The organism is Microbispora sp. NPDC046973, assembly GCF_040644495.1.
Lineage (GTDB): Bacteria > Actinomycetota > Actinomycetes > Streptosporangiales > Streptosporangiaceae > Microbispora.
This window is the reverse complement of record NZ_JBEYWQ010000001.1, coordinates 216512-238205: the sequence shown is the minus strand read 5'-3', so window position 1 is coordinate 238205 and position 21694 is coordinate 216512. Positions and strand designations below refer to the sequence as shown.

Annotated in this window: 20 protein-coding genes; 14 read left to right on the top strand and 6 right to left on the bottom strand. The window is 72.4% G+C overall.

Features of this window, described 5'->3' with window-relative positions:
* Positions 1-132: 132 nt before the first annotated feature.
* From ABZ860_RS01220 to ABZ860_RS01210, 3 genes are all read left to right on the top strand, one after another.
* Complete coding sequence (locus tag ABZ860_RS01220; RefSeq protein WP_357213323.1) at positions 133-990, top strand: SAM-dependent methyltransferase; 858 nt, start codon at positions 133-135, stop codon at positions 988-990.
* Positions 991-1190: 200 nt separating this feature from the next.
* Complete coding sequence (locus ABZ860_RS01215; RefSeq protein WP_357213320.1) at positions 1191-1541, top strand: STAS domain-containing protein; 351 nt, start codon at positions 1191-1193, stop codon at positions 1539-1541.
* 431 nt (positions 1542-1972) lie between these two features.
* Positions 1973-6385: an HAD-IC family P-type ATPase gene (locus tag ABZ860_RS01210; protein ID WP_357213317.1), complete on the top strand. Its 4413-nt coding sequence runs from the start codon at positions 1973-1975 to the stop codon at positions 6383-6385.
* A gap of 123 nt (positions 6386-6508) precedes the next feature.
* On the opposite strand, the gene ABZ860_RS01205 is transcribed toward ABZ860_RS01210, so the two are convergent.
* Entirely contained in the window at positions 6509-7060 is a 552-nt protein-coding gene (locus ABZ860_RS01205; protein WP_357213314.1) for a hypothetical protein, read from the bottom strand.
* A 129-nt stretch (positions 7061-7189) separates the two neighbouring features.
* On the bottom strand, positions 7190-8620 hold the full coding sequence (locus ABZ860_RS01200) for an aldehyde dehydrogenase family protein (protein ID WP_357213311.1): 1431 nt from the start codon (positions 8618-8620) through the stop codon (positions 7190-7192).
* 120 nt (positions 8621-8740) lie between these two features.
* On the opposite strand from ABZ860_RS01200, the gene ABZ860_RS01195 reads away from it, so the two are divergent.
* On the top strand, positions 8741-9283 hold the full coding sequence (locus ABZ860_RS01195) for a hypothetical protein (protein ID WP_357213308.1): 543 nt from the start codon (positions 8741-8743) through the stop codon (positions 9281-9283).
* Positions 9284-9377: 94 nt separating this feature from the next.
* Here ABZ860_RS01195 and ABZ860_RS01190 read toward each other — a convergent pair whose 3' ends face one another.
* Positions 9378-9986 (bottom strand): cupin domain-containing protein, encoded by a 609-nt coding sequence (locus tag ABZ860_RS01190; protein WP_357214708.1) that lies wholly within the window; start codon positions 9984-9986, stop codon positions 9378-9380.
* Positions 9987-10301: 315 nt separating this feature from the next.
* Between ABZ860_RS01190 and ABZ860_RS01185 the strand changes: the two genes are divergently transcribed.
* Positions 10302-11399, top strand: coding sequence for a L,D-transpeptidase (locus tag ABZ860_RS01185; RefSeq protein WP_357213306.1), 1098 nt, complete (start codon positions 10302-10304; stop codon positions 11397-11399).
* 119 nt (positions 11400-11518) lie between these two features.
* Here the strand turns inward: ABZ860_RS01185 and ABZ860_RS01180 are convergent, their stop codons facing one another.
* Together ABZ860_RS01180 and ABZ860_RS01175 are read right to left on the bottom strand one after the other, a co-directional pair.
* Positions 11519-12007: a DUF5946 family protein gene (locus ABZ860_RS01180; RefSeq protein WP_357213304.1), complete on the bottom strand. Its 489-nt coding sequence runs from the start codon at positions 12005-12007 to the stop codon at positions 11519-11521.
* A gap of 66 nt (positions 12008-12073) precedes the next feature.
* Positions 12074-13114: a hypothetical protein gene (locus ABZ860_RS01175; protein ID WP_357213301.1), complete on the bottom strand. Its 1041-nt coding sequence runs from the start codon at positions 13112-13114 to the stop codon at positions 12074-12076.
* Between the two features lie 217 nt (positions 13115-13331).
* On the opposite strand from ABZ860_RS01175, the gene ABZ860_RS01170 reads away from it, so the two are divergent.
* The 4 genes from ABZ860_RS01170 to ABZ860_RS01155 all read left to right on the top strand — a co-directional run bounded on the left by ABZ860_RS01170 (position 13332) and on the right by ABZ860_RS01155 (position 15603).
* Complete coding sequence (locus ABZ860_RS01170; protein ID WP_357213298.1) at positions 13332-13817, top strand: SRPBCC domain-containing protein; 486 nt, start codon at positions 13332-13334, stop codon at positions 13815-13817.
* Between the two features lie 205 nt (positions 13818-14022).
* Positions 14023-14145 carry a hypothetical protein gene (locus ABZ860_RS01165; RefSeq protein ID WP_357213295.1) on the top strand — a complete coding sequence of 41 codons (123 nt, stop codon included), beginning with the start codon at positions 14023-14025 and terminating at the stop codon, positions 14143-14145.
* Positions 14146-14258: 113 nt separating this feature from the next.
* Complete coding sequence (locus ABZ860_RS01160) at positions 14259-15098, top strand: CDP-alcohol phosphatidyltransferase family protein (RefSeq protein WP_357213292.1); 840 nt, start codon at positions 14259-14261, stop codon at positions 15096-15098.
* Between the two features lie 58 nt (positions 15099-15156).
* Entirely contained in the window at positions 15157-15603 is a 447-nt protein-coding gene (locus ABZ860_RS01155) for a hypothetical protein (RefSeq protein WP_357213290.1), read from the top strand.
* A 217-nt stretch (positions 15604-15820) separates the two neighbouring features.
* Here the strand turns inward: ABZ860_RS01155 and ABZ860_RS01150 are convergent, their stop codons facing one another.
* On the bottom strand, positions 15821-16162 hold the full coding sequence (locus tag ABZ860_RS01150; protein WP_357213287.1) for a helix-turn-helix domain-containing protein: 342 nt from the start codon (positions 16160-16162) through the stop codon (positions 15821-15823).
* A 96-nt stretch (positions 16163-16258) separates the two neighbouring features.
* Here ABZ860_RS01150 and ABZ860_RS01145 point away from each other — a divergent pair, with 96 nt between their 5' ends.
* The 5 genes from ABZ860_RS01145 to ABZ860_RS01125 all read left to right on the top strand — a co-directional run bounded on the left by ABZ860_RS01145 (position 16259) and on the right by ABZ860_RS01125 (position 21643).
* Positions 16259-17137, top strand: a complete 879-nt coding sequence (locus ABZ860_RS01145; protein ID WP_357213284.1) for an NAD(P)-binding domain-containing protein — start codon at positions 16259-16261, stop codon at positions 17135-17137.
* Positions 17138-17218: 81 nt separating this feature from the next.
* Complete coding sequence (locus ABZ860_RS01140; RefSeq protein WP_357213281.1) at positions 17219-17725, top strand: DUF1992 domain-containing protein; 507 nt, start codon at positions 17219-17221, stop codon at positions 17723-17725.
* A 129-nt stretch (positions 17726-17854) separates the two neighbouring features.
* Entirely contained in the window at positions 17855-19339 is a 1485-nt protein-coding gene (locus tag ABZ860_RS01135) for a serine hydrolase domain-containing protein (RefSeq protein ID WP_357214705.1), read from the top strand.
* Between the two features lie 29 nt (positions 19340-19368).
* On the top strand, positions 19369-20043 hold the full coding sequence (locus ABZ860_RS01130; protein WP_357213278.1) for a response regulator transcription factor: 675 nt from the start codon (positions 19369-19371) through the stop codon (positions 20041-20043).
* A 4-nt stretch (positions 20044-20047) separates the two neighbouring features.
* On the top strand, positions 20048-21643 hold the full coding sequence (locus ABZ860_RS01125; RefSeq protein ID WP_357213275.1) for a histidine kinase: 1596 nt from the start codon (positions 20048-20050) through the stop codon (positions 21641-21643).
* Positions 21644-21694 lie beyond the last annotated feature (51 nt).

Below are 21694 nucleotides of genomic sequence, written 5' to 3'. Positions count from 1 at the left end.
CCGCCCACCACGGCCGCTCTTCTCCGTTGACCGATCTGTTCGTGCCATTTATCGCAAACATCCTTCCCCCGGCGCCCGGCGGCCTTACCATGATCAAGATCTGAACCGGTGCAGCGAGGGACAGGACGGGTCATGGCCGACAACGACCAGCACGCGGGTGGCGCCCCGGCCGAGCACGACCGGGAGAACACCAGGATCGACACGAGCAAGCCGAGCATCGCCCGTGTCTACGACTTCTTCCTCGGCGGCAAGGACAACTTCGCCATCGACCGGCAGGTGGGCGAGGCGACGCTGCGGATCGCGCCGGACGCCCCCGCGGCGGGCCGGGCGAACCGCGCCTTCCTCCGGCGCGTCGTCCGCCACCTGGCGGCCGAGGCGGGCATCCGGCAGTTCCTCGACATCGGCTCGGGCCTGCCGACGCAGGGCAACGTGCACGAGGTGGCCCAGGCGGTCGCCCCGGAGGCACGCGTCGTCTACGTCGACAACGATCCCATCGTGCTCGTCCACGGCCGGGCGCTGCTCGCCACGAACGGGAGCACCACGGTCGTCGAGGCCGACATCCGCGACCCGGAGGCGATCCTGGGGCACCCCGCGATCCGCGCGCTCATCGACTTCGATCAGCCGGTGGCCCTGCTGCTGTTCGCGATCCTGCATCACGTCAACGACCACGAGGACCCCCAGGGGATCGCCGCCCGCTTCCGTGACGCCCTGCCCTCCGGCAGCTATCTGGCGCTGTCCCACTTCCACAACCCGGGGCCGGGCATGCCCGAGGTGTCGGCGCAGGCGACCTCGGCGGAGAAGCTGTTCAACGAGAACCTGGGCACGGGCCGGTGGCGCACGCGCGAGGAGATCCTCGCCTTCTTCGGCGACATGCCGCTCCTCGAACCCGGCCTGGTGCCGCTCGCCGAGTGGCGGCCGGACCCCGACGACTTCGTCGAGCGCGGCATCACCTACCACACCTTCGTCGGCGGCGTCGCGCACAAACCCTGAAACGCGTTTCCTGCGATAAACGTGAGTTAGGTCACTGCGCATCCGTAGGGCTGAAAGGGCGTCGTCGCAGGCAGCGGGTCATTCGGCGTCGGAGCGGTGATCGGCCGTACGGTCACCCGGACGGCAGTTCGGTTGACATCGGCGAGCAGCGACGGTGATGCTCGGAGGTGGCTGCCCCTCTACAGGAAGGCGGCACCGACATGATGACCGTCAATGGGTCGTTCGAATCCGCTCTGAACAAGAAGACCTTGCTCTACCTCGACAAGCAGCTCGCCGTACGCGCCTCGGAGGACGGCGCCGTTCGACTGATCGGACAGATCGACCTCACCAACGGCGACGCCATCGCCGACGCCCTGCACAGGGAGTGGACGAGGCCGGGGACGGGAACCGTGGACGTCGCCGAGCTCCAGTTCATCGACCTCTACGGCCTGCGCGCCCTGGCCCTGCTGTCCGACATCCCCCTGGGCCGGCCTATCCGGCTGCACAACGTCAAGCCCGGCCTGCACAAGCTCCTCACTATGCTCGACTGGCCCGCCTTCACCATCGGGTGACTCCGCGGCCCGCTGCGAGCCTGCGGCCGCCACGATCGCGGGCGGCGACGATCGCGGGCGGCGCGTTTCTCACAATCCCACCCGTACTCCGCGTTTCTCGCACTCCTGCGTTTCTCGCGCTCCGGATGGAGGAAAGGTATCCGAGGACGGTCGTACGACCGTTATGACCAGCGCCTGAGCCTTCGTACGGGTTCAGGCGGGATCCATCCGTGAGTTCCCCCCGACTCTCGCGAGGAGGGGTGATGAGGTATTTCCGGGCACTCCGGCAGCCCGCCACCGATGTCGGCGGCCATCCGCCGACGTGGCGCCGTCACCGCAGCGCGCTCGCGCCGCGGTGACGAGGCGACCTGGCCCGACCGGCTGACCCGCCGGTGCGGCCGCCCGTTCCGCCCCGGACCCGGCGTCCGGGCTCCCGTCTGCTGGAGAGCCGAATGTTCCTGAACCAGGTGCTCACGACGTCCGCGGCCCTGCTGCGCGGCGTGCTGCCCGAGCCGTTCCGAGACCTGCTTCCCAGCCCTCGTGAGGTGCGCGTCTGCCCCGGCGGGTTGCGCATCGGCCTGCGCGGGATCGGCCGGCCCGGCTCCGAGGCGGCGGCCGGTCTGCTTGAGGAGCGGCTCGAGGCCGTTCCCGGTGTCGAGCGGGCGGAGGTCAACGGCCGCATCGGGGCCGTCTTCGTGGCCTGCGATCCGGACCGGGTCGACCAGGACAAGCTGCTGGCCGTCGCAACGGAGCTCGACGAGCAGGAGGAGCACGCCCACGAGAGCCCCGTCCACCTCGTGGAGGAGCACCTGCGGGCGACCGTGCGGCTGACGGCCGGCGTCACCGGGATCGGACTGATCTTCCTGGGCAAGGCGATCCGGGCCCCTCAGCTCCCGGCGGTCGTGCCCGCGCTGCTGCAACTGGCCAACGCCACGCCCGCGATCCGCGAGCAGCTCGACCACAGGCTGGGACGCGGCCCCACGGACGCCCTGTTCACCACCGCCAACCTCGTCACCCAGACCCTCACGCTCCGCCCCGTCGCGCTGTTCGTGCAGGCCGTCGCGAACGTGGGGCGCTACGTCGAGACCAGGGCCAGCCGGTACGCCTGGGAGAGGCTGGAGGAGCGGCTGGCGACGCGCCCGGGGGCCTACCACCACATCAGGGCCGAGGCCCGGGGGCGGCCGACCCACCTGCCGCACGGGCCGATCGAGCGCTACGCCGACGTGGTCGCCCCGGTCAGCGCCGCCGCGTACGCGCTGACGCGGGTGCTCACGCGGGGCGAACGGGCCGTGTCCATCCTCATCTCCACCACGCCGAGAGTCGCCGACCTCAGCCGGGAGGCGTTCGCGGGCGCGATCAGCCGGGCGCTCGGCAAGCACGACACGGTCGTCTTCGACGCCGACTGCCTGCGCAAGATGGACCGCGTCGACACCGTCGTCCTGCACGCCGACGCGCTGACGACCGGCCTGTGGACGATCGACCGCGTCGAGCCGCTGCGTGCGGGGGAGGACACCGACGAGCTGTACTCCCGGCTCTACTCCCTCATCGACTTCTCCGACCCGGGCCGCAGCCGGACGGTGGAGGGCTGGTCGGTCCGCCCGCTGCCGGACCCCGATTCCCTGCTCTCGGACGCCGCCCTCTGGCGGTCACGCGGGCTGCGTGCGGTGGAGGTGTCCAGGGACGGCACCCCGGTCGCCGTCGCCGGTCTCGCCCCGGAGATCGACGCCCTGGCCGTACCCGTCGTCGGCGCGGCCAAGTCGGCCGGCACGGTCCTGCTCGCGGGCGGCGACGAGGACGGCTACGAGGGCCTGGCGCAGCGCCTCGCGATCGGCCGGACACTGCCCGCGGGCCCCGAGCTCGCCGGGCATGTGCACGACCTGCAGGCGGCGGGCCACTGCGTGGTCGTCGTGTCCAGGGGCGCCGGGAAGTCGCTCGCCCAGGCCGACATCGGCCTCGGGGTGGTCGATCCCACGGCCGCCGAGCCCGGGTGCATGGTGCCGTGGGACGCCGACATCGCCGGCGAGCTCCATGGCGTCCACCTGTTCCTGCGCTGCCTGCCCAGAGCGCGCGGCAACAGCGGGAACGCCGTACGGCTCGGCGCGGCCGGCGCGTGCGTCGGCACCCTGCTGGCCGTCGCCGGCCCGGCCGGCACCGCCCTGCGCCGGGCGCAGTTCGCCAGCGCCGCCGTCTCGCTGAGCGCCATCGTGCTGGGCGAGTGGGACGGGCAGAGCGCCGGTCGCATCGCCATCCCGCCCCGCGCCGACACCACGCCGTGGCACGCCATGTCCGCGCAGGAGGTGCTCTCCCGGCTCCGGTCCTCCTCCGAGGGCATCGGCGAGCAGGAGGCGGTCAGGCGCCGCGCGGAGGCCGCGCCCGAGGAGGCGGAGGGGCCGCACTCGCTGGCCCGGGCCACGGTGGAGGAGCTGGCCAACCCGCTCACGCCCGCCCTCGCCACCGGCGCGGGCATCTCGGCCCTCGTCGGCTCTGCCCTCGACGCCGTGCTGATCAGCGGTGTCATGGTCATCAACGCGTTCCTCGGCGGCGTGCAGCGGTTCAAGGCCGACCGGGCGCTGCACCGCCTGACCGAGTCCACCGAGGTCCTCGTACGGCTGCGCCGCCCCGAGGGCGTCGTCGAGACGACGAAGGAGGAGCTGGCGCCCGGCGACGTCATCGAGCTGCGCGCCGGAGACGCCGTGCCCGCGGACGCCCGTGTCATCAAGGCCGTGGGTCTGGAGGTGGACGAGTCGACGCTCACCGGCGAGTCCCAGCTCGTCACCAAGACGGCCGCGCCGACCGTGGCGGCGGCCATCGCCGACCGCAGCTCGATGGTCTACCAGGGAACGTCGATCGCGGCGGGCAGCGGCCGGGCGGTGGTCGTCGCGACAGGCGACATGACCGAGTCGGGGCGCAGCGCCAGGCTCGCGGGCGAGCCGAGCCCGCCGACCGGCGTCGAGCTGCGCCTGCGGGAGCTGAGCAGCCGGATCCTGCCACTGTCGATCGCCTCGGGTGTGGTGCTGCTCCTCACCGACCTCCTGCGCGGACGGCCGCTGGCCGCGGCGCTCACGCCCGCCGTCAGCCTGACGGTCGCCGCCGTGCCCGAGGGGCTCCCGTTCGTCGCCACCGTGGCGGAGCTGGCGGCCGCACGGCGGCTGTCCAGGCGCGCCGCCCTGGTGCGCAACCCGTCCACCATCGAGGCCCTGGGCCGGGTCAACGTGCTGTGCTTCGACAAGACGGGCACACTGACCGAGGGCCGCATCAGCCTGCGGCACCTGTCGGACGGCCGGTCGGGCCGTCCGATCGAGGAGGCGGACACCGGGCTGCGGCGCGTCCTCGCCGCGGCCGTCCGGGCCAGTCCCCGGTCAGGCGGGGGACGGGTGATCGCCCACCCGACCGACCGCGCCGTGCTGGACGGCGCGCACCGGCTGGACGTCACGCCCCAGGAAGGGTTCGAGAGCTGGGAGCGTGTGGACGAGATGCCGTTCGAGCCGGGCCGGGGCTACCACGCCGTGCTCGGCCGCACCGAGCACGGGCACCTGCTCAGCGTGAAGGGCGCCCCCGAGATCGTGCTCACCCACTGCACCACCGTGCACCGCGACACCGGCCCGGTCGCCTGCGACGAGACCGTGCGCATGGAGCTGGAGCACGAGGTGGAGCGGCTGGCCCGGCAGGGCTACCGCGTGCTCGCCGTCGCGCAGCGGCCCGCCTCCGACCGGCGCGACCTCGACGAGTCGCGCATCGAGGAGCTGTGCTTCCTCGGCTTCCTCGGCCTGGCCGACCCGGTCAGGTCGACGGCCGCGGAGAGCGTCAGGCGCCTCACGCGGGCCGGGGTGCGGATCGTCATGGTCACCGGCGACCACCCCAGCACCGCCGAGGCCATCGCGGTCGAACTCAACGCGCTGAACGGCCAGCGCGTCATGACCGGCCCCGAGCTGGACGAGCTCGACGACGAGACGCTGACCAAGGTGCTGCCCGACGTGGCGGTCTTCGCCCGCACCACGCCCGCCCACAAGGCCAGGATCGTCACGTGCCTGCGCCGGGCGGGGGAGGTCGTCGCCGTCACCGGCGACGGCGCCAACGACGCGCCCGCCATCCGCACCGCCGACGTCGGCATCGCCCTGGGGTCCCGCGCGACGCCCGCGGCGCGAGCCGCCGCCGACCTCGTCGTCACCGACGACCGCATCGAGACGATCGTGGACGCCATCGTCGAGGGCAGGGCGATGTGGACCTCGGTGCGCGACTCGCTGAGCATCCTCCTCGGCGGCAACATCGGCGAGATCGCGTTCACCGTGGGATCCAACCTGCTGGCCGGCGGGAGCGCGCTCAACGCCCGGCAGCTCCTGCTGGTCAACCTCCTCACCGACATGGTGCCGGCCATGGCGGTCGCCGTACGGCCGCCCGCCTCGACCGATCCGGACAAGCTGCTCGCCGAGGGCCCCGAGGCGTCGCTGGGCGCGTCGCTGACCCGCGACATCTACCTGCGCGCGGCGGTCACGACGGCGGCGGCCACGGCCGCGTGGATCCTGGGACGCGTGACCGGCACCCGCAGGCGCGCGGACACCATCGGCCTGGTCGCGCTCGTGTCCGCACAGCTCCTGCAGACGCTCGCGGGCGGCGGGCGGGACAGGATCGTCGTGCTCGCGTCGCTGTCGTCGCTGGCCGTCCTGTGGCTCATCGTCACGGTGCCGGGAGTCAGTGCCGTCTTCGGATGCCGGCCGCTCGGCCCGGCGGGCTGGGTGATCGGGCTGGGCAGCGCGGCCGCCGCCACGCTGGTGGGGATGCTCGTGCAGCGCCCGGTCAGGGAGGCGACGACCCGCGCCGAAGCCGAACGCCGCAGAACCGCGGCCCACCTGCCCGTCCCGGCCTGACCGCATGGTCATGACCCGGCGGCTTTCTCGTCGTCGAGGTATGCCGACGCCTGCAGGCTGACGGCGGCCGGACTCCGCGGAGGTCGGCCACCCGGGTTTTGCTTGCGTCGCCGGCGCGTACCGTCAGCGGTGGCGGCGCAGGCCCTTGCCGCCGTGGCGGTGCTTCTTCCCCTCTCCCCGGACGGCGCGGTGCTGCCGCGCCGTGCGGTCGTGGGACTTGTGCGCGCGCGGGGTGTGGGTGCGCGGCTTGTCCGTCACCTGGAACTTCTGGAAGCCGAAGTCGGGCAGCGTGATCGGCTTGGAGGGGTCGTCCGAGATCGGGACGATGAACACGTCCTTCCGGACGCCGTCCTTGCTCTTCGTGTGATAGACGGCCTGCTTCGGCTCGCCGGCCTGCCCCATGAGCGGAGCGGAGCCGGCGGCGGCGGCGGCGGGCATCGTGACGGGCCTGGTGACGGGCATGGCGACGGGCCTGGTGACGGGCGCGTATCCCACCGGGCCGTCGTCAGGGCCGGAAGGGCCGTAGTAGGGGTTGTAGACCGCCGTGTCGGGCGGCGCCGCGATCGGCGCCGTGCCGCCCGCGGAAGGGCCCGCGGGCGGCGCGGGGTCCGCGGACGCGACCGGTCCTGCGAACAGGGTCGCGGCGAGGGCGGCGGCGGCCGAGCAGATGATCATTAGTCTCCCCCGAGGTCACGGATCGTACGAGGAAGACGGTAGGCAGCGCGGCACCGCCGATCGCGCGGCCCGTGCTCAGTGTCGGGTCAAAGCTCGGAATCTCTTCGCGGCCGGCCCCCGGCGTTCACCTCAGGGGAGCGGGCTCAGGTGGACGACCTTGGTGTGGGTCATCTCGTCGAGCAGCTCGGGGCCGTACCCGAAACCGTGCCCGCTGGCGCGCAGCGGCTGGGCCGCGCCGCCTGGCGCCCCGCCGAAGACGGCGTTGACCTTCACCGTGCCCACCGGCAGCTCGCGCCAGGCCCGCTGGGCGTTGGCCATCGACGGGGTGAGGACGGTGGCCGCCAGGCCGTACCGCGACTCCCGGGCCAGCTCCAGCGCCTCGTCGAACGACTCGACCACCCGCACCGCCGCGACAGGACCGAACGTCTCCTCGCGCATGACGTCCATGTTCTCCATGCAGTCGGCCAGGACGGTCGGCGGGTAGAACGCTCCCGGCCCCTCGGGCACGTATCCGCCGGTCAGCAGCCGCGCCCCCGCCTCGATCGCGCCGCGTACGTGCCGGTCGACGACGTCGCGCTGGGCCCGGTCGACGAGCGGCCCGAGCGTCGTCTCCTCCTCCAGGCCGGGCCCCATGCGCAGCTCCTCGGCCCGCTGCACGAGCGCGGCGAGGAACTCCTCGGCGACGTCGCGGTGGACGTAGACGCGCTCGGCGGAGGTGCAGATCTGCCCGGCGTTGGCGAAGCAGCCGGTCGCCGCCTGGCCCGCGGCCCACTTCACGTCCACGCCCGCGTCCACGATCAGCGGGTCCTTGCCACCGTTCTCCAGCAGGGTCTTGGCGCCGGTGCGCGCGGCCACGGCGGCGATGGCCCGGCCCGCGGCGGTCGAGCCGACGTGCGCGACGAGATCGACGCCCGGGTGCGCGGCCAGGGCCTCGCCCGGGTGCCGGTCGCCCGGCACCATGGTCAGCACGCCCGGCGGCAGCTCCGCCGCCATCAGTTCGGCGAGCAGCGCCCCGGTGTGCGGCGTGCGCTCCGACGGCTTGTGCACGACCGTGTTGCCGGTCACCACGGCCGCGCCGACGAGCCCGCAGGCGATGGCCACCGGGTCGTTCCACGGCGTGATCACCGCGACCACGCCGCGCGGCTCGTTGACCATCAGGTCGGTGGCGTCCCAGCCCCCCTGCAGGCTCCGTCCCCGGTGCAGCGGCCCCAGCTCGGCGTACTGCCGGAGCGTGCCGGCCCCCGCCGCCACGCCGCCGCGGCTGTCGCCGATCGGCTTGCCCATCTCCCTGGTGACCAGCTCGGCCAGCTCGTCCGCGCGGGCCTCGATCCGGTCGGCCATCCGGTGCAGGCACGCGGCCCGCTCGGCGGGAGCCGTACGGGCCCAGCCGGGCTGGGCGCGGCGGGCCGAGTCGACCGCCCGCTCCACGTCCTCGGCGCACCCGGCGGGGAAGTCGCCCACCGGCTCCCCGGTCGCCGGGTCGGCGACCGTACGGTCCCGCTCGCTCGCGCTCGCCGTCCACTCGCCGTCGGTCAGCACCCAGCGATCCCTGTCCCGCACCCCGGTTCTCCTCCCGTTGCTCACACAGACGTGCTCGCTCTGCCCGCGTGCTCGCTCTACCCGTGCTCGCTCTACCCCCCGGCGCGTACGGTTATCACCCGGCTTCTTAGACTTCCCCGTATGCGACGGCTGAGCAGCACAGTGGTCGTGGTGGCCGGGGAGCGGGCCGCCGAGGTCATCTCGGGGCTGGACGGCCTGCACAACGTGCGGGCGATCACCCGGGGAGAGCGGACTCCCGCCCAGATGACCGACGTGGTCACGCGCGCGAGCGCGACGTACGTGCTGCACGACGCCGACCCCCTGGCCGAGGTCGGCGAGGCGTGGGCCGGCTTCTTCGACGGGACGACACCGGTGGGCGGCCTGGAGGTCGCCATCGAGGCGGCGGCCGGCGCGCTGCGCGCCGACCGGCTGGTGCTGCCCGACTACTACATCGTCCTCGACCCCGACGGCCTGACGCCCACTCGGCGGCACTGGTGGCTCGGCGTGCTCGCCGGGGCCGCGCCGACCCGGGTGGTGCCGAGCCCGGCGTCGGCCGGCGCCGTCAAGGAGACGCTGCGCGGGCTGTCCGCGGGCCGCTGGTGGCCCGCCGATGTGGAGGGGTGGCTACGCGGCCTGCCCCGCCAGGTCCCCGACCGGGTCGGCCTCCCCGCCGCGACCGCCTGAGCGCGTGGCGGGCCGGTCGCCGCACGGCCGGCTCGAAGAGCGGCGCACGCGCGGGCGGCTTGGCAAGCGGTGCAGAGCGGTGCGCGCGGGCGGCTCAGAGGGCGGTGAAGTCGGCGAAGTCGAAGCCGGGTGACACGACGCAGCTCACCAGCACGCCCTCGGCCCCCGCCGGACGGGCCGCCTGCCAGGTGCCCGCCGGCACCACCGCCTGCGGAACCTGCCCGTTCTCCACATCAGGACCCAGGACGACGACGTCCTCCCGGCCGGGCCGCTCGCCCGCGCCGCCGAGCACGAGCGTCAACGGCCCGCCCCGATGCCACAGCCACACCTCGTCGGACCGCACGGCGTGCCAGACCGACTCCTCTCCCGGCTCGAGCAGGAAGTAGATGCCCGTCGCCGTCGCCCGCGTGCCGCCGTACCCCGGAGGCTCGACGGAGGCCGCCGCCCGCCAGGTCTCGCGATACCACCCGCCCTCGGGATGCGGCAGCAGGCCGAGGGCCTCGGCGACCGGGGGACGCGCCTGGATCGCCACGAACGCCCCGGTGACGTCCCGGCGCAGGAAGCGGAGGGATGCGCCCAGGTCGTCCTCGTCCACCGCCACGACGGGGTCCGTGCCGGGGAAGGCCGCGGCGGCGATCCGCAGCGCCTCCTCGTCGTCGCGGGCGGACAGCCCGGGGCCACCGGGATAGGCGTCCAGCGTCATCAGCAGCACGCGGCCGATCGTACGGCAGGGCGGTGCGACGGGGTCCGCGGGCCCGGCGGGACCGCTATCGCACGTCGAGGCCGAGCGCGGTGGCGATCGTGACGGCCTGCCGCATGTCGATGATCGCGCCCGCGACCTCGGCCGTGTGCGGGGTGGAGCGCGGACAGGTCGCGGCCTCGATGGGGACGTACGCGCCGACAGTACCGCCAGGCCAGCGTTACTTGATCGTTACGGAATCGGCCGCACAAAACAGGGGTTTCGCACGTTCCAAGTCAGTGCAAACCGCTATGAAACACCCCCTATGAGGAGTAGACCGTGAATACCCTCCGGCGGGCGGCCCACGTCTCACTGACCGTCGCCGCCATCGCCGTCGCTACGGCCTGCTCGGCGGGAGGCGCGACCACTCCCGCCGCATCAGTCACTGGTGCGGCCGGTACGGCCGCTCAGGCTCCGGCCACTCAGGCCCCGGACGTCAAGGCGGCGGCACTCGCCCCGCGCGCGGCGTCCCAGACGGCACGCAAGGCGGGAAAGCCGAAGCTCGGCATCGCCGACATCACGCCCATGGGCGAGAGGGTCGAGCGGGTCGGCGTCGGGTTCCCGATCATCGTCACCTTCGACCGCGCGGTACGCAACAGGGCGGCCGCGGAAGCGGCGCTGCAGGTCCAGGCGGAAAAGCCCGTCGAGGGCGCCTGGCGCTGGGTCTCCGACCGCAAGGTCGTCTATCGCACCAAGACCTACTGGAAGCCGCACCAGAAGGTCCTGTTCACCGCCAGGCTGAGCCAGATCCCCGGCAACGAGGCCGCCAAGGACGTCTCGCGCCGCTTCGCCGTCGGCACCGCCAACATCTCGGTGGTCGACACCAGGAAGCACGTGATGAAGGTGCGCCGCGAGGGGAAGCTCGCCAAGACCATCCCGATCAGCGCGGGCCGCGGCGGCCTGCCGCGCAACGGCGTCGACGTCTACCTCACGACCACCGGCGTGCACCTCGCGATGGGCAAGAAGCGGGTCGAGACGATGACCTCGTCCTGGCTCGGCGTCACCGACCCCAAGGATCCGCTCTACTACAAGCTGGAGATCCCCTGGGCGGTCCGGATCTCCGACAGCGGCGAGTACGTCCACCAGAGCGCGGGCGACTACCAGTTCCTGGGCAAGTCGAACCAGAGCCACGGGTGCGTGCGCGCCACGCCCGCGGGGGCCAAGTGGTTCTACGGCATCAGCCAGCGCGGTGACGTCATCGAGGTCACCGGCACCAAGCGCAAGCTCGACTGGCGCAACGGCTGGAGCTACTGGCAGCTGAGCTGGAACCAGTGGAAGCGCGGCAGCGCGCTGCCCGCCGGCTCGGCGTCGGCCTCGGCTTCGCCCTCGCCCTCGGCCTCCCCGTCCGTCGGCCAGGACACCCTGCAGGGACAGTAGGCCGTCTGCCTGCACGGCGCTCCCGCCCCGGGTCCGTACGACCCGGGCGGGAGCGCCGCCTGCTTCGGCGCCTCTCCTGACAGCTTCCCGGCGCCTTCTGACGGCCGGTGAATCGGACGTCAGGTCGTGAGCGCCCTCCAGGACTCCACGGTCGCCTCGGCGATGATCTCCATGCGGCGGCCGTACGCCGGGTGCCCGTCGGAGACGAAGCTGCCGTCCCTGGACGGCAACCCGCAGAAGCCGGCGCGGAAGGGCCCGGGGGATCCGCCCCGCGGGAGCGGCGCGTACTCCTCGAGCGGGGCCATGTCGTAGCCCGACCGCGCCCCGCGCCTGTTCCGCGCCACCTGATGGGCGGCCACCCGGAGCATCGCGTCGAGGCCCTTGTCCAGGTAGAGCTGCAGCAGGCGGAACTGACCGTCGAGGTACTTCTCGTGACCCTTGGCGGGGTGCTGCAGGAGATAGGCGCAGACCACGACCGTGTGCCACCTGTACATCTCGGGATCGGCCTGCTCTTCGGCCAGGATCGCGTGGTAGTAGTCCACGCACTCGCCCAGCGGACCGGCGGTCGCGCCGCACTCACACCGGCCCGCACCGGAACCGTCCGTCATGGCCCGCCACCATAGGCAGCCGGCGACACCCGTGTCGACGGCATTTCCCGCACGAGCAAGGGGGCTCTAGGCGATGGTGCCGGTCCATTGGTGGGCGGCATTCCGGTAGACCTCGTACAACTCGCTGTCGAAGTACGGCGAGACGCCGGTGTCGTAGCGGCCGTCGCCGTCGGTGTCGGCGACACTGATCGTGATGCCGTTGAGATAGCCGGTGCGGCTGCCGTCCGCGTAGTCGATCAGCCACGAGGATCCGAGGGAGCCTGCGCCGGTGAACGGGGAGTCCACGCCGACGGGACGGTCCATGCGGAGACTCGTGACCTTCCTCGCGAACGTCGATCCGGTCGACCGTTCGAGGGTCTCGCCGGTGTAGGGCACGCTGCCGTCGGGGTTGGGGCCGGCGGGGTGACCGAAGACGTCGGCCGTGGGCGCGAGCGGCTGGTTGATGGCGAGCCCCTGGCCGCCGACGTTGTCGCCCATCCTCCCGACGTTGGTCAGCACGTCCGGAGCGGAGAAGACGACTCCGTTGTAGACGTTGACGAAGGCGTAGTCGCGGTCGTTGTCCCGGATGTCGTCGAAGTCGTAGTGGGTTTCGGCCTGCTTGCCGACGTACAGGCCGAACGGGGTCGCGCCTTCGGAGTAGCCGGGGACGAAGACCCACTTGGCGAGCGCCCCGGCCGGCGCCTCGATGTCCAGCAGGCAGTGACCGGCCGTCGCGACGATGTTCCGGTAGGGCGACTGCACGGCAGTGCCGGTGCACCAGTGCGGCTGGAGGTCGCTGCCGATGAAGAACACCTTGCCGGAGGTCGTGGGCATGCTTCCCTCCGGCGAGGCCGGCCCCTGCCCGGGCGCGACGAGCGCCGGGGGACCGTCCGGAACGATGTCCGTGGACAGGCGCTCCCCGCCGACCGTGGTCCGCACGGCGTACGGCGTGGCGTTCTTCAGGTTGGCGGCTCCGTCGGCGAGCCAGAACCTCGCCACCTCCTGAGCCGCCGTCACCGTGCGAGCCAGCGGGACCACCAGCACGTTCGCGGCCTGCGCCGGTTCAGTGACGACAACGGAACCGAACACGCCCAGGCCGATGCCCAACGCGATCAGTGCACGTCTCACGGTCGATCTCCTCCATTCGTGGGGCGTCTTCGCGCCCCGTCAGCGCGGAGAGCCGGCCGGCCACCAATGGCCGGCGACCGCATGATCGTAACCCGGATATGCCTCACTCTCGATCACATGTTCGAAACAAGACAAGAGAGAGCACTGCTCTTGACGCGTCTCACACGAGACGAGAGCATTGCTCTCGTCAATGAGCATCAGTCTCGCGGAGGAGCCCATGTCACTGCTTTATTCGGGTCCGTCCCTGGCCGTCCTGCACGAGGAGTACGCCGCACGGGGACGCATCGACCCCGGCGCCCAGCTGACCTCCTCGTCCCGGCTGGTCGTGGACGCGCCCGTGGACCGGGTCTGGTCGGTCATGGCCGACCTGCGGGCGTGGCCGTCATGGGCCTCCCGCATCCGGATCCTCGCACTCGGCGACGTACGTCCCGGCGCGTCCTTCCGGTGGAGGTTGAACGGCGTGCCCCTGCGGTCACGGTTCGCCGTGGTCGATCCCCAGCGGGAACTCACCTGGACGGGCACCTTCCTCGGCCGCTACCGGGCGGTGGACCGGCACCTCCTGGAACCGCTGGAGGACGGGCGCACGAGGATCACCGTCGAGGAGTCGCTCGCCGGTCCGCTGCTGCCGCTCTTCTACCGCGAGCCCATGCTCCGGGCCAACCACGAGCGGTGGCTCGCGGATCTCGCTCGCGCCGCCGCCTGAGCCGTCCCACCCCGGCATCCACCGCAGGAGCCCCGGACCGTCCCGCGAACGGAGCGCAGATATCCGCAAAAAGCCAGAATTCGGTTTTTCGGGTTATTTCACACGCCCAGAGGGCCTATGGAAAACGTCGACGAGTAATGCCCGGCGATGCTTTGATGAGCAGTAGCGAAACAAACGCCGGTCAAAGGGCAAAAACATGCTTAAGATGCTTCTCCAGCAAATGGCGGCACTGCTCGACGTCGACGAGCTCCACCTGGGCGACGACGCGCATGCCCTTGACCAGGATGACGACGCGGACGAAACGGAAGATCTGGACGGCGACTTCTGACGTTTCCCCCGAAATCCCTCCACAATCTAGAAAGCCCCCAAATGACGTTCACGCTCCATGACGTACGCTCTCGGACATATAAGGCGCGCGACGCCTGGTGGACCGTTTTCCTGGTGGATCCCCTGGCGGGCCGGCTGGTGGTGACGACCGCCAACCGCACGTCCGTCACCCCGAACCAGATCACCTGGGGCGCCTTCCTGCTCGGCCTGGGCTCGGCCTGGTGCTTCCTGCGGGCCGAGTGGCCGTGGCTGGTCGCCGGGGCCGCCGTCTACCACGTGAGCTTCGTCCTCGACTGCATGGACGGGAAGATCGCACGGCTCAAGGGGACGGGCACGGTCCTCGGCGGCTGGCTCGACTACGTCTTCGACCGGATCCGGGTGCTGGCCTGCACCGCCGCGCTCATGTGGGGGCAGTACCACGCGACCGGGCAGACCGTCTACCTGCTCCTCGGCATCGCCGTGGTGTTCCTCGACATGCTGCGCTACGTCGACGCCCTGCAGATCGCGAAGGTCCGGCGGCAGATGCGCCGCACGCTGCGGCACGCCTACGAACAGTCGATGTCCGGCGGTTCTGCCGCGCTGCCGGCGTCCCTGCTGGGCGAGGACCTCGAGACCGACCCCGACGAGATCAGGGTCCGCCTGACGGAGGCCGTGGACCTGCAGAAGGAGTTCCGCAGCCGCTTCTCCTGGTATCCGGGAATGCGCGAGTGGCTGCGCGAGCACCGGATCCGCACGCACCTGGTCAGCGGCATCGAGTTCCAGATGGCGGTGTTCATCGTCGGCCCGCTGCTCGACGCGGTCATCCCGGTCACGATCGGCGCGGCCGCCCTGCTGCTCCTCTTCGAGGCCCTCATCATGTACAAGCTCCTGCTGTCGTCGCGGGACCTGAACCGCGCCCTGGCGGCCATCCACACGTCCACCGAACCGTCCGCCTCGGGGACGCCCGCCGGTTGACCGTCCTCACCGCTGCTCACACGGATAGAGGTGCCGTCGCGAGGGGTAGCGGTGAGACATGACCGAACGCGAGGAACCGGCCGGCCTGCCCGATCCCGACCACCGCCGCCCCGAGGGGCTGGACGACGTCACGGTCGACGCGCTGGGCAGGCTCAGCAAGGCGCTGGAGACCATCCACAGGGTCAGAGGCCACCTGTACGCCTTCCACCAGCTCACCGGCACGGCGGACTTCGAGCTGGACAACGCCGTACGGCTGCTGCGGCAGGCCGGGCACGACAAGTGGGCCGACCGGATCGAACGCGAGCTGATCGGCCGCAACGTCATCCAGGGCCGCTGGACCTTCCAGATCGTCGAGGAGTACGACGACGGCTACTACGCGACCTTCCAGGAGCTGGAACGCCAGGCCTGCAACGAACTGGCCGGAGGGCGCCGCCACCTGTACGAGGCCGAACTGAAGCAGCAGCGGCGCACGCCTGGGCAGCCCGGCCACGAGGCCACCCCCTGAAACCCGGATTCCCGTCCAGCAGTCCCTCGAGCGTTCACCAGCGGCGCGGGAGCGGAGCGAAGGCCCGGATCGGGCCCCTGGGAAGTTCCGAGCTCGCGAGGTGCTCCGCGGGTGGAGCGGAGCGGAAGGGAGCGGCGGAGCGGGGCTTCGCGAGGATCGGAGAGGTTCCTTCCGGCACGGCGACCGACCCGGCCAAGACCCGTGGACATGCCACCGGTCAATGATCGTCGCGTCCGCCGAGGAGGTGTTCCCGCCCCCACACGCCGAGCGGCGCCAGCGCCTCGTTCAGCGTGACGCCGAGCGGGGTCAGCGAGTATTCGACGTGCGGCGGCACCTCGTCGTACACCTCGCGGTGCACGATGCCGTCGGCCTCCATCTCGCGCAGGTGCGAGGCGAGCACCTTCTCGGTCACGCCGGGAAGCATCCTGCGCAGCTCGCCGAAACGGCATGGGCGTTCGTTCAGCGCCCAGAGGATCGAGCTCTTCCACTTGCCGCCGATCACCTCCATCGCCGCGTCGATCCCGCATTCGGCCGCTCCCGGACGCCGCGCGGTCCGCATGGTCCACCCCTCCTGGCTGCTCGCTCACCCCCGGGTAAGCACCCACTTCGAAGTGCGTACTTGATCGGATCGGGGCTCGTGACCAGCCTAATCGGCATGACCGACAACGCTGAGAAGTCTCCGCTGTCCCTGCTCGGGCTGGGCGCGATGGGCGGCGCCCTCGCCCGCGCCTGGCTCGCCGCCGGACACCCGCTGACCGTATGGAACCGCACCGCCGGCCGGGCCGAGGCCCTGGCCCGCGAGGGCGCGCGCGTGGCCGCGACCGCCGCCGAGGCCGTGGCCGCGAGCGACCTGGTGGTCGTCTGCCTGCTGGACCACGCCTCGGTGGACGACGCCCTCGCCGGCGCCGACCTGGCCGGCAAGGACCTGGTCGACCTCACCACCGGCACCCCGGAGGAGGCCCGCGCCCGTGCCCGGTGGGCCGAGGAGCGCGGCGCCCGGTTCCTCGACGGCGGCGTCATGGCGGTCCCGCCCATGATCGGGGTGCCGGGCTCCGGGGCGTACGTCTTCTACAGCGGCTCCCGGGCGGTGTTCGAGGCCCACGCGGACACGCTGGCCGCACCCGCCGACACCGTCTACACCGGCGAGGACCCCGGGCTCGCCGCCCTCCACGACGTGGCGCTGCTGAGCGCGATGACGGGCATGTTCGCGGGGGTGGCGCACGCCTTCGCGCTCGTGCGGGAGGAGATCCCGCTGAAGGGCTTCGCCGATCTCGTCGTGGGCTGGCTGAGGGCGATGTCCCCGTACGCGTACGGGATCGCCGAGCATCTGGACAGCGGCGACTACACGAAGAACGTCACGTCCAACCTCGCGATGATGGTCCGGGGCAACGCGACCCTGCTGCGTACGGCCGAGGAGCAGAAGGTCAGCCCGGAGCTGCTCACGCCGTTCACGACTCTGATGGAGCGGCGGCTCGCGGACGGCCACGCCGACGAGGGCACCACCGGAGTGGTCGACCTCCTGCGAGCGCCCTGACCCGTCCCCCGCCCTGGGGCGCCGGCGCCGGAAAGTTATCCTCGCTGGAGGATGCCGACCGCGTCGTTGCGAGGTGAGGCCGTGACCGAACGCAAGCCTCTCGGAGTGAGCTTCGAGTCGTGGATCGACCGGCAGATCCGCGAGGCCGCCGAGCGTGGCGAGTTCGACGACCTGCCGGGCGCCGGCAAGCCCATCCCCGGCCAGGGCAAGCCGTACGACGAGATGTGGTGGATCAAGCAGAAGATGCGCGCGGAGAACCTGTCGTTCCCGCTGCCGGGGACGCTGGCGCTGCGCAAGGAGGCCGAGGAGGCGAGAGCGGAGGCGCTGGGCGCGCGCACCGAGCCCGAGGCGCGCAGGATCGTCGAGGAGATGAACGACAAGATCCGCGACAGCTACCGCAGGCCCCTGTCGGGTCCGCCCGTCGTGCAGCCGCTCATCGACGTGGACGAGGTCGCCGCCGAGTGGCGCGCCCTTCATCCGGTCGCGGAGAAGAAGCCCGCCCCTCCGGAAGACCCGGAAAACCCGAAAGACCGGAAAGACCGGAAGCGCCCGAAGCGCTCCTTCCTCCGGTGGTTCGGCCGCCGCTGACCCGCCCGGCCCGCGACCTGACGAAAGTCAGGTGAGGACCTTCCGATCGCCCGCTGTGCCGGCCCTCCGGCCGCTCATACCGTACGTGACCTGCGAACGGAAAGAGCTCGGAGGGAAAACACGGTGCGCATGCGCAGAATCGCCGCGACCGCCGGTCTGGCCGGTGTGTTGCTGCTCACGATGGGAACGGCGGCGGTGGACGCCGCGACGCGGGCGGCGCCCCCGGACGGACGGCCCGGCCTGACCGCGCAGTCCGTCGACCGCTACGTCCGCGACTACATCCGGCGCACCGACCTGCCCGGCGCCGTGGTGACGGTCGTCAAGGACGACCGGGTCGTCTACGCCGCCGGGCATGGTCACACGGCCGGCGGCGAGGCGATCACCGCGGACACCCCCGTGCCGCTCGCCTCGCTGTCGAAGTCGTTCACGGCCCTGGCGGTGCTGCGCCTGGCCGACGAGGGCAGGATCGACCTCGACGCGCCGGTCCGGCGTTACCTGCCGGAGTTCACCATGGCCGATCCCCGGGCCGGGAAGATCACCGTGCGGCAGCTTCTCCAGCAGACCTCGGGCATGAGCGACAGGACCTTCCCCGAGCTGACGCTCCCCGCGCCGGACGACCTCAAGGGCGCCGTCGCGATGCTCAGGACCGCGCCGCTCGCCGCGGCGCCGGGCACCAGGATGATGTATCACAACCCCAACTACGCGATCGCGGCGCGGCTGGCCGAGGTGGTGTCGGGGACGCCGTTCGCCGACCTCATGGCCGCCACGGTGTTCACGCCGCTCGGCATGACGTCCACCCGGACGGTGGACACCACGGAGGAACTGCCCGGCGCGGGCGCCGGATACATCCGCGCGTACGGCCAAGTGATCGAGCGCGCGCACCCGAAGTGGTTCGTCAACGGCTCCTACGGGGTCGTCAGCACCGCCCACGACCTGGCCGAATGGCTGATCACACAGAACGGCCACGGCGACGCCCTCCCCGGAGACCTCGTCAAAGCCACCCAGACGCCGTCCGGCGTGGGCGGCAGCACGTACGGCATGGGATGGTCGGCCGAGCGCACCGCCGGAGGGTCGCCGATGCTGCGGCACACCGGCTGGCTGCTCACGCACAACTCCGCGCAGACCCTGCTACCCGCCAGCGGGTACGGCATCGCGGTCGTGACCAACACCGGGATGATCTCCGGCGACGATGCGCTGATCATCAGCGACGGCCTGGTCGACATGATCGAGGGACGGCCCGACGCGGGCGCCGTGCCCTTCACCACGGAGGCGGACCCCTGGCTGGGCGGCCTGTCGCTGCTCACCCTGGGCCTCGGCGTGGCCGGGGTGCTGCGCTCCCGCCGCTGGGCCCGGCGTCGCGCGCACCGGCCCGCCTGGCGGATGATCGCTCGCCTGGTCCCGTACGCGCTGCCGGTCGCGTTCTACCTGGGGCTGGCGGAGCTGGCCGGGGTGCTGCTGAACCGGGTGGGCACGCTGGACCAGCTCACCTACGTCTGGCTCGCGCTGTACGTCTGGGCCGCCACCGGGGCGCTGGCCGCCGTCGCCGTCGTGGCCGCCCGTCTCGTCCACGCCGTACGCCTCCGGCGACGGGCCGTTGGTAACGTCCCCGCATGAGTTATAGGCCGGATTCCGTGCAAGATGCGATGATCCGTGTCCTGCTGGTGGACGACGAGGCGCTGATCCGCGCCGGCATCTCGAGCATCCTGGCCACGGCCGGCGACATCGAGGTCGTCGCGGAGGCGGCCGACGGGCACGAGGCCGTCGACCTCGCGCTGCGGCACCGTCCCGCCATCTGCCTGCTCGACATCAGGATGCCGCGGCTCGACGGGCTCAAGGCCGCCGCCGAGCTGCGCCGGGTCCTCCCCGAGGTCGCCGTCGTGATGCTCACGACGTTCAACGAGGACGACTACGTGACCAGTGCGCTCGGCTCCGGCGCGTCCGGTTTCCTCCTCAAGTCGGGCGATCCACGCGAGCTGATCGCGGGGGTCCGCGCCGTCGCCGCCGGCGGCGCCTATCTGTCCCCCGCCGTCACGCGGCGGGTCATCACCCGCCTCCGGGCACGCCCGCTCGGCTCGGAGGCCGCCGCCCGCGCCCTCGTGGACGAGCTCGGCGACCGCGAACGCGAGGTCCTCGCGCTGGTCGGGGCCGCCCTGTCCAACGCCGAGATCGCCCGGCGCCTGCATCTTGTCGAGGGCACGGTCAAGGGGTACGTCAGCCAGATCCTCACCCGCCTCGGCCTCCGCAACCGCGTCCAGGCCGCGATCCTGGCGTACGAGGCGGGGCTCGTGCCCGAGGTTCCGCTCGACCGGAGGGCGTGAGGTGGTGCGGCCGTCCCGTCTGCTCGACCTCGGGCTGTGGCTGGTGATCTGTGCACCGCCCGTCGCACTGGCCCTCGACGACGGCGACGCCCGAGGGGTCGCGACGGCGGCCGTGGCCGTGCCGCTGTTCGGGGCCGCCACGGCGATGAGCCGGAGGTGGCCACTGGCGGCGCTCGCCGTACCGGTCGCGGTGAGCCTGGCCCTGGACGTGCAGATGTTCGGGCCCCTGTCGTGGACGTGGGCGGCGCTGGTGGTCTTCGGCTACCTGACCGGGCACCGGATGGCGAGCGCCCGGCCGGCGCTGTGGTTCTTCGCGGCCGTCGCCCTCGCCGGGCTGCCGCTGTCCGCGCTCGTCCTGCGCGACCTGTGGGGCTGGCCCACGCAGCTCATCACGCTGCTGCTCGCGGTGGTGGTGCCCTGGCTGCTCGGCCGCTGGCGCCGCCAGCACGCCGAACTGGTCCGCACGGGCTGGCTGCTCGCCGAGCGGCTGGAGCGCGAGCAGCGGGCCGTCGCCGACCGCGCCCGCCTGCGGGAGAGGGCGCGCATCGCGGGCGACATGCACGACTCGCTCGGCCACGACCTGACGCTCCTCGCGGTGCGCGCCGGGGCCCTGGAACTCGATCCCGGCCTGGACCCGCGGCAGCAGGCGGCCGTACGCGAGCTGCGTGAGGCCGCCGGGGCCGCGACCGAGCGGCTCCGCGAGATCATCGGCGTGTTGCGCGCGGACGACGAGGACGCCGCCGCACCCCCGCGTGAGGAGAGCGTCGAGACGCTCGTCGAGCGCGCCCGCGACTCCGGCGTGCCGATCGTCGTCGAGCACGTGAGCGGCCACCCGGACGACCGGCTGAGCGACCACCCGGGCGGCCACCTGGGCGACACCGACGGCCTGCCTCCGATGACCGCGCTCGCCGTGCGCCGCGTGCTCCAGGAGGCCCTGACGAACGCCGCCAAACACGCTCCCGGCGCGACGGTGCGCGTCCGGCTCGCGTCCGACGACGACGTCGTCACTCTCGAGGTGGTCAACGACCGCGCCCCGGCGGCGGCCTCACCGGGCCTGGCCTCGGGCGGGTCCGGGCTCGTCGGGCTGGCGGAACGCGTGCGGCTTGCGGGCGGCGTCCTGCGGGCCGGTCCGCTTCCCGGCGGGGGTTTCGAGGTCGCCGCCGAACTGCCCGTCGCCGGCCCGGCGGATCACGAGCACGCGCGGACCACAGCCGGCCCCGGCACGCCCGAGACCACGGCGGCCCGGGAGCTGGACCTCGCCCGGCGGCGGGTGCGGCGGCGGCTGGCGCAGGCGGTCGGGATTCCCGTGGCCGTGCTGACCGGGATCTTCGCGCTCCTGATCCCCCTCGGCTTCGTCAGCTCGTCGCTGTCCGTCCTCGACCCGGCGACGTACGAGGGGCTGAAGGCGGGCGAGCCGCGCGACGACCTGCGGTCCCGGCTTCCCGCGTTCACCAGGGACGGCCCGCCGGACGGCGCTCCGGCTCCCCCTCCGGCCCAGGACTGCGTCTACTACACCGTGAAGGCCGATTCCGCCCGCGCCTACCGCCTGTGCTTCGCCCGCGACCGGCTCGTCTCGAAGGCCGTCGTGCCCGCGCGGTGACGGCCTGGTTGCAGCAAGATCCAAGCCGGTTCCAGGAGCACGTCGCGATCC

Coding starts and splice junctions, on each gene's coding strand:
- ABZ860_RS01220 (WP_357213323.1), top strand. CDS start 133: ATGGCCGACAACGACCAGCACGCGGGTGGCGCCCCGGCCGAGCACGAC.
- ABZ860_RS01215 (WP_357213320.1), top strand. CDS start 1,191: ATGATGACCGTCAATGGGTCGTTCGAATCCGCTCTGAACAAGAAGACC.
- ABZ860_RS01210 (WP_357213317.1), top strand. CDS start 1,973: ATGTTCCTGAACCAGGTGCTCACGACGTCCGCGGCCCTGCTGCGCGGC.
- ABZ860_RS01205 (WP_357213314.1), bottom strand. CDS start 7,060: ATGATCATCTGCTCGGCCGCCGCCGCCCTCGCCGCGACCCTGTTCGCA.
- ABZ860_RS01195 (WP_357213308.1), top strand. CDS start 8,741: ATGCGACGGCTGAGCAGCACAGTGGTCGTGGTGGCCGGGGAGCGGGCC.
- ABZ860_RS01190 (WP_357214708.1), bottom strand. CDS start 9,986: ATGACGCTGGACGCCTATCCCGGTGGCCCCGGGCTGTCCGCCCGCGAC.
- ABZ860_RS01180 (WP_357213304.1), bottom strand. CDS start 12,007: ATGACGGACGGTTCCGGTGCGGGCCGGTGTGAGTGCGGCGCGACCGCC.
- ABZ860_RS01170 (WP_357213298.1), top strand. CDS start 13,332: ATGTCACTGCTTTATTCGGGTCCGTCCCTGGCCGTCCTGCACGAGGAG.
- ABZ860_RS01165 (WP_357213295.1), top strand. CDS start 14,023: ATGCTTCTCCAGCAAATGGCGGCACTGCTCGACGTCGACGAGCTCCAC.
- ABZ860_RS01155 (WP_357213290.1), top strand. CDS start 15,157: ATGACCGAACGCGAGGAACCGGCCGGCCTGCCCGATCCCGACCACCGC.
- ABZ860_RS01150 (WP_357213287.1), bottom strand. CDS start 16,162: ATGCGGACCGCGCGGCGTCCGGGAGCGGCCGAATGCGGGATCGACGCG.
- ABZ860_RS01145 (WP_357213284.1), top strand. CDS start 16,259: ATGACCGACAACGCTGAGAAGTCTCCGCTGTCCCTGCTCGGGCTGGGC.
- ABZ860_RS01135 (WP_357214705.1), top strand. CDS start 17,855: ATGCGCAGAATCGCCGCGACCGCCGGTCTGGCCGGTGTGTTGCTGCTC.
- ABZ860_RS01130 (WP_357213278.1), top strand. CDS start 19,369: ATGATCCGTGTCCTGCTGGTGGACGACGAGGCGCTGATCCGCGCCGGC.